The organism is Mycobacterium asiaticum (assembly GCF_001673315.1).
GTDB classification, from domain to species: domain Bacteria; phylum Actinomycetota; class Actinomycetes; order Mycobacteriales; family Mycobacteriaceae; genus Mycobacterium; species Mycobacterium asiaticum_B.
The window spans coordinates 36,957-48,908 of the sequence record NZ_LZLQ01000071.1 but is presented as its reverse complement, the minus strand read 5'-3'; the positions used below and the strand labels follow the sequence as shown (position 1 = coordinate 48,908).

Genomic DNA, 11,952 nt, shown 5'->3' with positions numbered 1-11,952 from the left:
GCTGGTGGGGTCGAAGCTGCGTTGGTGGCGTCGAGCCTGCGCTGGTGGCGTCGAGCCTGCGCTGGTGGCGTCGAAACTGCGCTGGCGGCGCCGAGACTGCAATGGCTGCATCGATACTGCGGCGACGGTGTCGACACGCCCGGCGGGAACGCACTGGGCGCAGTCTCGATTCCCAACCCGCAGTCTCGATGCCGAGACTGCGGCGGCTGCGCCGAGACTGCGGTGGCCGCATCGATACTGCGGTGGCCGCATCGATACTGCGGCGACGGTGTCGACACCCCCCTCAACCCGTTGTGTGCGCAGGCTCGGCGAGGCCACCGCAGTTTCGACGCTCAGCGTTATCCAGGCACCATGGAGGCGTGCAGTCAACGTGGTGCGGTCGCCCAGTGGCGTCGGATCGCGCGCTGATCATGGCGATCGTCAACCGAACCCCGGATTCGTTCTTTGACCGGGGCGCAACTTTCGCCGACGATGCTGCCCGTGACGCCGTACACCGTGCCGTCGCCGAAGGCGCCGACGTCATCGACATCGGTGGGGTGAAGGCGGGCCCCGGCGAGACCGTCAACGCCGATACCGAGATCGCCCGCCTGGTGCCGTTCGTGGAGTGGCTCCGCGGCGCCTACCCCGACCAACTGATCAGCGTCGACACCTGGCGCTCCGAGGTGGCCAAATTGGCCTGCGCGGCCGGTGCGGACATCATCAACGACACCTGGGGCGGCGTAGACCCCGCCTTGGCCGAGGTTGCCGCAGAGTTCAACGCCGGCTTGGTGTGCGCGCACACCGGGGGAGCGCTACCGCGTACCCGTCCCTTCCGAGTGAGTTACGGTACGACTACCCGCGGCGTGGTGGACGACGCGATTCGCCAGGTCACAACCGCCGCCGAGCGGGCAGTTGCGGTCGGCGTGGCCCGCGACCGGGTGCTGATCGACCCGGCCCACGATTTCGGCAAGAACACCTTCCACGGGCTGTTGCTGTTGCGCCATCTGGCCGATCTTGTTAAGACCGGGTGGCCGGTGCTCATGGCTTTGAGTAACAAGGACTTTGTCGGGGAGACTCTGGGCGTGGACGTGACCGAACGACTCGAGGGCACACTGGCGGCCACCGCGCTGGCAGCAGCCGCCGGGGCACGCATGTTCCGCGTCCATCAAGTCGCGGCGACCAGGAGGACGCTGGAGATGGTGGCCTCGATTCAGGGGACGCGCCCGCCGACACGCACGGTGAGAGGACTGGCATGACAGCATCTGAGCTGGTCACAGGCGATCTCACCACCGTCCATACCTGGAACCGTCCGTGCTGGACGGTCAGCGAACTGGTCGCGGCCAAGGCCGGTCGGACCATCTCGGTGGTGCTGCCGGCACTCAATGAGGAAGCCACCATCGAGTCGGTCATCGACAGCATTTCACCGCTGGTCGACGGGCTGGTCGACGAGCTGATCGTGCTCGATTCCGGGTCCACCGACGACACCGAGATCCGCGCGATCGCCGCAGGTGCCCGCGTTGTCAGCCGCGAACATGCGCTGCCTGAGTTGCCCACCCGGCCCGGTAAGGGCGAGGCGTTGTGGCGTTCCCTGGCGGCCACCCGCGGCGACATCGTGGTGTTCATCGACTCCGACCTGGTAGACCCCAATCCCAGTTTCGTCCCCAATCTGGTGGGTCCACTACTCACCGGCGATGGAATTCACCTGGTCAAGGGCTTCTACCGGCGGCCGCTCACCACGGGTGACGCCAGCGGCGACGCGGGCTCCACCGGCGGCGGACGAGTGACCGAACTGGTGGCGCGACCGCTGCTTGCGGCGCTACGACCCCAACTCGGTTGCGTGTTGCAGCCGCTGGGCGGGGAGTACGCGGCAAGCCGCGAACTGCTGACCTCGCTGCCGTTCGCACCGGGCTACGGCGTCGAGATCGGACTGTTGATCGACACCTTCGACCGGCTGGGGCTGGACGCGATCGCGCAGGTCAACCTGGGTGTTCGGGCACACCGCAACCGGCCGCTGGAAGAGCTGGGCGCCATGAGCCGGCAAGTGATCGCCACGCTGCTTTCCCGGTGCGGGATCCCCGACTCCGGGGCCGGCCTGACCCAGTTCTTTCCCGTCGGGGACGGCTTCACCCAGCACACGCTGCCGGTCTCCCTTGCCGACCGGCCGCCGATGAACGTGTTGCGTCCGCACTGATCGACGGTTTGTCGGTGCCATAGGGCAGGATCGGTCGCGTGGCGTTGGTGTTGCTCTACCTGGTGGTTCTGATCCTTGTGGCGGGCGTGTTGTTCGGCGCGGCGAGTCTGTTGTTCGGCCGTGGCGAGCCATTGCCGCCACTGCCGCGCGCGACGACGGCCACCGTCCTGCCAGCCTTCGGAGTTACCGGCGCCGACGTGGACGCGGTCAAATTCACCCAGGTGTTGCGCGGATACAAAACCAGCGAGGTCGACTGGGTGCTGGACCGGTTGGGGCGTGAGCTGGAGACGTTGCGTGGCCAGGTGGCAGCGCTGCAGGCCTCCGGCACCGAGGTACAGCCCGAGGCGGCGCAGGCCGCTGGCACCGAAGCGGCGCGGGCCGCTGGCACCGCGGCGCAGGCCGATGGCACCGAGGCGCAGCCCCTGGCGGCTCCCGAAGTTGCCCCTGATGTAGCCGAACCCTCCGACGTCGACGCCGTCGGTTCGGACCGTTCCGGTCCGACATGAGTTGCGGCGACGATCATGCAGGCCGTGGGTGAGGTGCGCCGGTAATGGGTGACGGCCTGATTCGCTGTAGCTGGGCCGAGGTTCGCCCCGGACCCGACGCCGAGCTTTACCGCGACTATCACGACCGGGAGTGGGGCCGTGCGCTGAAAGACGGCACGGCGTTGTTCGAGCGGCTGAGCCTGGAAGCGTTCCAAAGCGGCTTGTCCTGGCTGATCATCCTGCGCAAGCGGGACAATTTCCGGCGCGCGTTTCACGGGTTCGATGTCGACAAGGTTGCCGGCTTTACCGACGCTGACGTGCAACGACTGATGTCCGACAGTGGCATTGTGCGCAACCGCGCCAAGATCGAGGCGACAGTGGCGAATGCCCGTGCCGCCGTCGACCTGGGATCACCGCAAGACCTGTCCGACCTGTTGTGGTCGTTCGCGCCGCCGCCGCGTCCCAGGTTTGCAGACCTGTCTGAAATCCCGTCGACGAGTGCGGAATCGAAGGCCATGGCACGAGAGCTGAAACGGCGCGGGTTCCGCTTCGTCGGACCCACAACCGCGTACGCGTTGATGCAGGCGACCGGCATGGTCGACGATCACATCAGCGGCTGCTGGGTGCAGCCGGCAGCTCATTAATGGGGCCGAATGATCCCAGAAGCGGGTCTTTGTGCACGTGGTCACCCGGATAGGGAACAATAGAAGCGTGATTTGGCAGTTCAATGTCGGGTATGGCTGGAAATCCACTGGCGGGGCATGCTCGGCGCCGACCAGGTCCGCGGGCGCGGGCCAGCTCGAATCTGGAGGGAGCACTCGATGGCGGCGATGAAGCCCCGGACCGGCGACGGTCCACTAGAAGCAACCAAGGAGGGGCGCGGCATCGTAATGCGGGTACCACTGGAAGGTGGTGGCCGCCTCGTCGTCGAGTTGACGCCCGACGAAGCCGCCGCGCTGGGCGACGAACTCAAAGGCGTCACCAGCTAGCCAGCGCATTGGGTCATCGGACGGCGTTATTCGCACACTTTCCGATAGACGTCCAGTGTTTCCTCGGCGATGTGCGCCCAGGAGAACTCCTCGATACAGCGCTGACGTCCCGCGTGGCCGTACTGCTGGGCTTTGGCGGGGTCGGCGACCAAGGCATTGACTGCTTCGGCCAGCCTGGCTTCGTAGGCGTCGGGGAAGTCGGCGTCGTAGTGCACCAGTGATCCGGTGACGCCGTCGGCGACCACCTCGGGGATGCCCCCGACGTCCGAGGCCACCACAGCCGTCGCGCAAGCCATCGCCTCGAGATTGACGATGCCCAACGGCTCGTACACCGACGGGCATACGAAAACCGATGCGGCTGCGAGTATTTCGCGTAACTCTGCGACGGGGAGCATGTCGCGCACCCAGAACACCCCAGTGCGGGCCCGGGCCAGTCCCGCTACCGCGGACCGCACTTCTTCGGCGATCTCGGGGGTGTCCGGCGCGCCGGCGCAAAGCACCAGCTGAATGTCCGGGCTGAAGTGGTGTGCGGCCGCCACCAGATGAGGGACGCCCTTCTGCCGGGTTATTCGCCCGACGAACGCGACCACGGGTCGGTTCGGGTCGACGCCGAGGTCAGCCAGCACCGACCCGGTGGGCGCCGCGCCGGCCGGGTGCCAGACCTCGGTGTCGACGCCGTTACGGATGACGTGCACCGCATTGGGATCCAGCGTGGGGTAGACGCGCAGGATGTCGTTGCGCATGCCGGAGCTGACGGCGATTACCGCGTCGGCCGCCAGCACCGCGGTGTTCTCCACCCACGAAGACACCTGGTAGCCGCCACCGAGTTGCTCAGCTTTCCATGGCCGCATCGGCTCGAGCGAATGTGCGGTCAACACGTGCGGAATCCCGAAGAGCAGTTTGGCCAGATGTCCGGCCAGACCGGTGTACCAGGTGTGCGAATGCACGACGGTGGCCGAACTCGCGGCGTTGGCCATCACCAGGTCCGACGACAGCGTGGACAGCGAAGCATTCGCGGTGCGCAACCGCGGGTCGGGCCGGTGGGCGATCGCACCTGGGCGGTCGGCACCCATGCAATGCACGTCGACCGAGCACAGCTTGCGCAGTTGGGCTACCAGTTCAGTGACGTGCACACCGGCTCCGCCGTAGACCTCGGGGGGGTATTCCCGCGTCATCATCGCCACCCGCATACCCGCACGTTAGTTCGGCGACGATGCAGCCTGCGGGGCGGGCTGAGGAGGAGCCGGACGTTTGGGCGGTGTCGGCGACGATGCGGCCTGCGGGGCGGGCTGAGGAGGAGTCGGACGTTTGGGCGGTGTCGGCGACGATGCGGCCCGCGGGGCGGGCTGAGGAGGAGTCGGACGTTTGGGCGGTGTCGGCGACGATGCGGCCTGCGGGGCGGGCTGAGGAGAGGTCGCGGGTGGCAGCGGTTTGCAGCTGCCGATAGGTTTGACTTTATGAGGGAATCGCCACAAGTGCTGGGAATCGTCCTGGCTGGTGGTGAAGGCAAACGGCTCTATCCGCTGACCGCCGACCGCGCCAAGCCTGCGGTTCCCTTCGGCGGCGCATACCGGCTGATCGACTTCGTGCTGTCCAACCTCGTTAATGCCCGTTACCTGCGAATTTGTGTTCTGACCCAGTACAAGTCGCACTCTTTGGACCGCCACATCTCGCAGAACTGGCGCTTGTCCGGCTTGGCCGGCGAGTACATCACCCCGGTGCCCGCGCAGCAGCGCCTGGGACCGCGCTGGTACACCGGGTCCGCGGATGCGATCTACCAGTCGCTCAATCTGATCTACGACGAAGATCCGGACTACATAGTGGTTTTCGGTGCCGACCACGTGTACCGGATGGACCCCGAGCAGATGGTGCGCTACCACATCGACAGCGGGGCCGGCGCCACGGTGGCTGGAATTCGGGTGCCGCGAACCGAAGCGAGCGCTTTTGGCTGCATCGACTCCGACGAGTCCGGCCGGATCCGCAAGTTCATCGAGAAGCCGCTCGACCCGCCCGGCACCCCCGACGACCCCGACGCCACTTTCGTGTCGATGGGGAACTACATCTTCACCACCAAGGTGCTGATCGACGCGATCCGCGCGGACGCCGATGACGACCACTCCGATCACGACATGGGCGGCGACATCATTCCCCGCCTGGTCGCCGACGGTATGGCCGCCGTCTACGACTTCAGTGACAACGAAGTGCCCGGGGCCACCGACCGCGACCGGGCCTACTGGCGCGACGTGGGGACACTCGATGCGTTCTACGACGCGCACATGGACCTGGTTTCGGTGCATCCGGTGTTCAACCTGTACAACAAGCGCTGGCCGATCCGCGGGGAGTCGGAGAACCTTGCACCCGCGAAGTTCGTCAACGGGGGCTCCGCTCAGGAGTCCGTCGTGGGGGCCGGCAGCATCATTTCGGCGGCGTCGGTGCGCAACTCGGTTCTGTCGTCGAATGTCGTGGTGGACGACGGCGCCATTGTGGAGGGCAGCGTGATCATGCCCGGCGCGCGGGTCGGTCGCGGAGCGGTGGTGCGGCACGCGATCCTGGACAAGAACGTCGTCGTGGGCCCGGGTGAGATGGTCGGGGTGGACCTCGAGCGCGACCGGGAGCGCTTCGCGATCAGCGCCGGTGGTGTGGTCGCGGTGGGGAAGGGCGTCTGGATCTAAGGCTCCCCGCTTGCACGACCTAGGGGATCTCCGGGATCAGTAGGTGCGCGTCATAGCGGCGCCCCCAGCGCAGCGTCACCAGACCACGTGGCGGGTCCGGATAAGCTGCCGGGAACTGACCGGTCAAAGGATTGCGCGGGGACAGCCAGCGCCCGGCCACCACCAGTCGCAGCTGCTCGCCGGCGCGAAACAGCGTCGCCGACGGTCCCAGCGCGACGTTGACCGCCACCACCTCGCCCGGCTGCAGGGGCTGGGTACGGTTCAGCGCCGGCACCGGATCCCATGGTTTCGACTGCTCGGCGTCGAGCTCACGCAGCAGGACCCGCTGCCAGCCGGTGGTCACCCGGTCGCGGCCGTAGCCATAGGACCCTTCGAATCCGACGTACTGCCCGTCGCGCCACTTCTCCACGCCGACAAACAGATGCGCATCGGCGCAACCGTCCAGCTGGACCCAAAGCCGCGCCGACATGGGCCCGGTCAGCTCGATGTCGTCGGGCACCGTCCAATAGAAGACCGCAGCGCGCGAATGGGTTTCGAAGGTGATGCTGCCCGCGCTAGTTGGCGGCTCGGTGCTCAGCCGGCCGGCGCCGGCGAGATACAAGGGCCGCCAACGGGTTCGGGCGAGCGGCCACTCGGATTCCTCGCGCACCGCGGTGACGGTGTCGCGGTCTTCACGCACCTCCAGCCGGACACTGCGCGCCGGCGGCGCTCCGTCCAGCACGCCACGGAAAAATGTCAGCTGCTCGGCAAGCGCGTCCTCGGAGTAGAAGGTCGTCCACTTGCCACCCCGATGGGTGTAGAGCCGGGCATGGCTGGAACCGCTCTGAGTGAACGCCCGGATCGAGCCTCGGGTGTGCAGGTTGTTGTCGGAGAAGCTGCCGCAGACCAGCATGGGCACCTTGATCGCTGACAGATCGGGCGCCACCGAGCACCAGAACTCGTCGCGCAGCGGGTGTTTCAGCTGCATTTGTGCGAGGTCGTATTGCTGCCGGGTGCGTCGCCGCACTCCCCGCGACCACATTCGGGTGAACCCCGACTCCCGGATGCCGCCCGGAAAGGTCAGGTCGCGGTAGGCGTCGGTGAAACCTTCCCACGGGCAGATCGCGCGCAGGGCCGGCGGCTGCAGCGCAGCCACGGCGTACTGGCTGATGGCCAGGTAGGAGACACCGAGCATGACTACCCGCCCGTCGCTCCATGGCCGCTCGGCCAGCCACTGCACCAGGTCGTAGGTGTCCTCAGCCTCCTGCTGAGACAGCAACTTTCCGGTCCCGCCGGAATGGCCGCAGCCGCGGGAGTCCGCGTTTACCACCACGAAGCCATGAGCCGTCCACCAGGACGGGTCGGGCGCTTCCCAACCGGTGAGGGCAGAGAAACGCACCGGGTCGGGTTGGCGCAGCACCCGGTACTGCGGGGAGAACGTCCATTTCTTGCGCCGCCTTTTCGGCAGCTCGTCTTTGCCATAGGGATGGATGCTGAGGATCACCGGGCCGGCCGTATGGGCGTGGTGTCGAAAGACGTTGACCCGCAATACCGTTCCGTCCCGCGTCGGCACCTCGACGTCGCGTTCGACGATGAGGTCCGCCGGTGGGTCGGTGACCGTGACGGGAGGTTTGGCGATTCCCCGGATCCGTTCCCGCGCATAGCGCAGACCTCCGGGTCGACGCCACGGCCGGTCCAGGGCAGGTGCCGCGTCTTGCGTCACGTGGTTACCTTAGAACGCGGCGGCGATCACCACACGTGGGGCACCAACCGGTACCGCACCCGCTGCATGTAATCGCCGTAACCCTCCAGTCCGTCGACCAGCGCCCGCTCTTCGTCAAGAATGCGCAACACCAGCACAGCCAGCGCGGGGATGAACACCACCAAACCCCAGTACGACCCCAGCGCCAGGGGGATGCCCACCATGAGGATTACGTTTCCGACGTACATGGGGTGTCGCACTTGGCCGTAAAGGCCAGTCGAGACGACGTGCTGATCGGCTTCCACTGTCACGGTCGCGGCCGCGTAGCTGTTCTGAATGATGGTCAGCATGGCGACGGAGAGTCCGGTGGCAACCAGGACATCGCCCAACAGCGTCACTGCCATCGGCACCGAGGACCAGCCGAACCGGTAATCGAGCGCGCTGAGAATCGTCATGGCGAACACCGCCACGAACGCGGCCACGATGATGAACTTCTGGACGATCCGGGTTTCGGCTTTCGGACCGACGTGCATGCGGCGCTGCAGGGCGGCCGGGTTGTTACGAGCCAGGTAGACACTGGGAGCGATCGTGGCGACGGTGAAGATCGCCACGAAAACCCAACCCTGCCAGTAATGCAGCGTGCCGGCCGGATAGAACACCACCAGCCCGAAAATCACGAGACCGCACAGGCCCGAGGCGAACGCCCGCAAGCCGACGTTCATTGCCGCATGTCCCGCCGCCGGAAACCCGCGGCGCCCAACATGATCAGCCCCGCGTCGATGGCCAGCAGCCAGAGCAGTGGTACCACGCTGAAGCTACCCGAGCCGACCCGAGGCGTGTGCGTGAACGGTTCCAGGTCGAGCAGCCATTGCGGGGACCCGGACAGCGAGCCGAGCAAGTACAGCGCGACGAAGCCGACCAGCACACCCCACGCCGCGGGGGTGAGCCGCGGTGTCAGCCCGAACAGTGCGACGGACACGGCCGCCAGCAGCCATACCGCGGGCAGTTGCGCCGCCGCGGTGCCCACGACCGTCGGTAATTTGCCGGCGATGTCGCCGGCTGCCGCGCCGTAGGCGAACCCGGCCGCCAGCCCGGACAGCAGGATGGCCAACGCCGACCCACCCAATGCCATCGCCAAGTGGCTCGCCAGGAGTCGACGGCGGGAAACCGTTCCGGCCAAGAGGGTTTCGGCGCGATGCTCAATCTCTTCCTGGTGCAGCCGCAGTGACAGGGAGATGGCGAACGCGGCGGCGACCATACCCAGCATGGTGAATCCCACCACGATGAAGCCCTGCTCCACCGCGCCCGTGCCGCCCAGCCGCGCGACAAGCTCACGGCCGGAGGCACCGCCCAGTTCGTCGCCGATGCCGTGCGTCACGCTGCCGATCAAGAGTCCGTACAGGCCCAGGCCTACGGTCCACACCAGCAGTGCACCGCGATCCAGCCGCCACGCCAGGCCGAAAACATTGCTCAGCCAGGCCGGGGCGGCGCCACCGCCCATTCGTTCGGGGATGAGTCCGGCGCCGACATCGCGACCGGCGAGCAACCAGTACGCGACGCCGGTGAGCGCGACCGTCGTAACCACGTGCAGCAGCAGCACCCACCAGTGGTCACCCGCATACGGGCGAACTTGCAACGACCACCCCAGCGGCGAAAACCACGACATCGCACCGGAACCCGCGTCGCCCACGGCGCGCAGGGTGAAAGCGGCACCCAGGACGGCGAAAGCCACCCCGCGCGCCACTCGCGCGCTGGGCGAGAGTTGCGCGGCTACCGCGGCTACCGCGGTGAACACCAGGCCGGACGCCGCGAGGGCCGCACAGAAAGCTACCGATCCGCTTGCCGGGACCGACGTGGTGATCAGTCCGGCGGCGCCGATGACGCCGGTGCCCAGGGAGGCCGCGAAGGACAACAGCAGCGCAGCGGTCAAGCTGGCGTAACGCCCGACCGCGGTCGAGTCGATCAGTTCAGCGCGCCCACTCTCCTCGTCGGCGCGGGTGTGCCGAATCACGGTGAGAATGACCGCGACTGCGACGAGCAGGTGGAACATTCCGGCTTTCCAGATGCCGACGGCGCCGAGGCTGTCGTTGTAGATCTGTCCGTAGAGCGCACGTTGGGCCGGGCTGGCCATGATCGAGGACGCGAAGGCGGCCCGCTCGGAGGAGGTGGGGTACAGCTTCTCGATACTGCTGATGTAAACGCTGCCCAGTGGCACTGACAGCAGAAACACCCACAGCGGCAGCACAATCCGGTCTCGGCGTAGATAGAGTCGCAGCAGGCTGAGCGTGCCGGCGAAATTCGAGCCGCGCAGCGGACCGGAGTGTCGGGTGGGACGGTCCAGGACGGCGGTGTTCATCGCACTGATACCTCCTTGCGCGACCCGTTGGTGCTGTAGTGCCGCAGAAACAGTTCCTCGAGCGAGGGTGGTTGGCTGACGAGGCTGCGCAAGCCGGCGTCCCCGAGCACCCGGATCAGCTCGCCCAGACTTTCGCTGTCAACTTGCGCACGCACGGTGTTGCCTTCGACGCTGACGTCCTCCACACCCCTGATACGGGTGAGATCGCCTGGATCGCCGATCAATTCGGCCTTGATTGACGTCCTGCTGAGGTGGCGCATGGATTCCAGCGATCCGCTTTCCACGGTCCGGCCGGCCGCGATGATGGTGACCCGTTCGCACAATGCCTCCGTCTCGGCCAGAATGTGGCTGGACAGCAGCACCGTCACACCACGCTCGCGCGCCTCGGCGACACATTGCTGGAAGACATTCTCCATCAACGGGTCAAGCCCGCTGGTCGGTTCGTCGAGTAGCAGCAACCGGGCCCGAGAGGAGAACGCAGAGATCAGCGAGACCTTCTGCCGGTTTCCTTTCGAGTAGGTACGCACCTTCTTGTGCGGATCGAATTCGAAGCGTTCGATCAGATCGGCGCGCAGGCCCTGGTCGATGCCGCCGCGCATCCGGGCCAGCAGGTCGATGGTTTCACCACCGGTCAGCGATGGCCACAGCGTGACATCACCCGGCACATAAGCGATTTCACGGTGCAGCCGGACGGCATCGGTCCACGGGTCGCCGCCCAGCATGCGCACGGTGCCGCTGCTAGCCTTTACCACACCCAACAGGATGCGGATGGTCGTCGACTTGCCGGCGCCGTTGGGTCCCAGAAAGCCGTGCACTTCGCCTTCCTGCACGGTGAGGTCGAGGCCGTCGAGTGCTTGAACTGCACCGAAGTTCTTAGTGAGCCCGCGAATTTCGATCGGGGCGGGGTTAGCTGACATCTGTCTCTCCTTGGTTTTCTCTGGCGAGAAACGCTTCGTACATGGTGCGATCGGTCAGCAGGCCCTCGGAATAGAGCTCGAGGGCGGGCAGCACCATGTCGCGGGCGTAGTCACGCAGTACCGCGCGTACATCCGTTGGGGTTTCGTGCATCTGCAGGTACAGCAAGAAACCGCCGCCGCCGGTGATCGCAAGATATTTGGCGCGGGCGTGCGGGTCGCGGCTCGGCTTGAGAGTGCCGGCCTGGACACCTTCTGCCATGTAGTCTTCAGTGTTGTCAATCATCCTGCGCCACAACATTGTTGCGAGTTCACCACCGGTCTGCATGCTGCGTACCAGGTATTTCATCAGCGGCGCGTAGGACTCGATCTCGGCCAACGCGCCCAACCAGGTGGCTGGGTCATTGGACTGGATGGTTTGGGATTTCTCGCTGCGGATCTCCTCGGCGATGTATTCGTCGCATGCCTTGCGCAGGCCGTCCTTGGAACCGAAATGGTGGATGACCAGTGCGGCGCTCACGCCGGCGGCTTCTGCGATAGTCCGCAACCCGACGCCGAAGCCGTGCTCACCGAACTGCTCGATGGCGGCATCCCTGATTCGGGCGGCGGCGGTCAAGTCGACTGAACGCATGTTCAGCAGACTAAACGCCCGTTCAATCGCCGTCAAGGGCGCTATGTCCAAGCG

The 11,952-nt window shown here is 66.3% G+C and carries 12 protein-coding genes and 1 pseudogene; 7 read left to right on the top strand and 6 right to left on the bottom strand.

Annotated features, from left to right (window positions below; genetic code table 11):
* Positions 1–24 precede the first annotated feature (24 nt).
* The 6 genes and pseudogenes from A5636_RS26820 to A5636_RS10980 all read left to right on the top strand — a co-directional run bounded on the left by A5636_RS26820 (position 25) and on the right by A5636_RS10980 (position 3,644).
* A complete protein-coding gene (locus A5636_RS26820; RefSeq protein WP_216638831.1) occupies positions 25–408 on the top strand; it encodes a hypothetical protein in 384 nt (127 codons plus the stop codon).
* The gene (gene folP, locus A5636_RS11000) at positions 360–1,235 is read left to right on the top strand and encodes a dihydropteroate synthase (RefSeq protein ID WP_065158662.1); all 876 of its coding nucleotides are present in this window, start codon (positions 360–362) and stop codon (positions 1,233–1,235) included. The genes A5636_RS26820 and folP overlap by 49 nt, the downstream gene beginning before the upstream one ends.
* Positions 1,232–2,170, top strand: coding sequence for a glucosyl-3-phosphoglycerate synthase (locus tag A5636_RS10995; RefSeq protein WP_065158661.1), 939 nt, complete (start codon positions 1,232–1,234; stop codon positions 2,168–2,170). The genes folP and A5636_RS10995 overlap by 4 nt, the downstream gene beginning before the upstream one ends.
* A gap of 38 nt (positions 2,171–2,208) precedes the next feature.
* Positions 2,209–2,517 (top strand): annotated as a pseudogene (locus A5636_RS10990) (DivIVA domain-containing protein); the annotation flags it as partial.
* Between the two features lie 203 nt (positions 2,518–2,720).
* A complete protein-coding gene (locus A5636_RS10985; protein WP_065158660.1) occupies positions 2,721–3,299 on the top strand; it encodes a DNA-3-methyladenine glycosylase I in 579 nt (192 codons plus the stop codon).
* A 177-nt stretch (positions 3,300–3,476) separates the two neighbouring features.
* A complete protein-coding gene (locus tag A5636_RS10980; protein ID WP_003406247.1) occupies positions 3,477–3,644 on the top strand; it encodes a DUF3117 domain-containing protein in 168 nt (55 codons plus the stop codon).
* A gap of 26 nt (positions 3,645–3,670) precedes the next feature.
* On the opposite strand, the gene glgA is transcribed toward A5636_RS10980, so the two are convergent.
* The gene (glgA, locus tag A5636_RS10975; protein ID WP_065158659.1) at positions 3,671–4,834 is read right to left on the bottom strand and encodes a glycogen synthase; all 1,164 of its coding nucleotides are present in this window, start codon (positions 4,832–4,834) and stop codon (positions 3,671–3,673) included.
* 267 nt (positions 4,835–5,101) lie between these two features.
* Between glgA and glgC the strand changes: the two genes are divergently transcribed.
* A complete protein-coding gene (gene glgC, locus A5636_RS10965) occupies positions 5,102–6,316 on the top strand; it encodes a glucose-1-phosphate adenylyltransferase (protein ID WP_065158657.1) in 1,215 nt (404 codons plus the stop codon).
* A 19-nt stretch (positions 6,317–6,335) separates the two neighbouring features.
* On the opposite strand, the gene A5636_RS10960 is transcribed toward glgC, so the two are convergent.
* The 5 genes from A5636_RS10960 to A5636_RS10940 are packed head-to-tail and all read right to left on the bottom strand — an operon-like array spanning position 6,336 to position 11,898.
* Positions 6,336–8,018 (bottom strand): CocE/NonD family hydrolase, encoded by a 1,683-nt coding sequence (locus tag A5636_RS10960; protein ID WP_065158656.1) that lies wholly within the window; start codon positions 8,016–8,018, stop codon positions 6,336–6,338.
* Positions 8,019–8,044: 26 nt separating this feature from the next.
* Positions 8,045–8,719 (bottom strand): methyltransferase family protein, encoded by a 675-nt coding sequence (locus A5636_RS10955; RefSeq protein WP_065158655.1) that lies wholly within the window; start codon positions 8,717–8,719, stop codon positions 8,045–8,047.
* Positions 8,716–10,353 (bottom strand): ABC transporter permease, encoded by a 1,638-nt coding sequence (locus A5636_RS10950; RefSeq protein ID WP_172827210.1) that lies wholly within the window; start codon positions 10,351–10,353, stop codon positions 8,716–8,718. The genes A5636_RS10955 and A5636_RS10950 overlap by 4 nt, the downstream gene beginning before the upstream one ends.
* Entirely contained in the window at positions 10,350–11,270 is a 921-nt protein-coding gene (locus A5636_RS10945) for an ABC transporter ATP-binding protein (protein ID WP_065158654.1), read from the bottom strand. The genes A5636_RS10950 and A5636_RS10945 overlap by 4 nt, the downstream gene beginning before the upstream one ends.
* A complete protein-coding gene (locus A5636_RS10940; protein ID WP_065158692.1) occupies positions 11,260–11,898 on the bottom strand; it encodes a TetR/AcrR family transcriptional regulator in 639 nt (212 codons plus the stop codon). Before A5636_RS10940 ends, A5636_RS10945 begins: the two co-directional genes overlap by 11 nt.
* Positions 11,899–11,952: the final 54 nt, after the last annotated feature.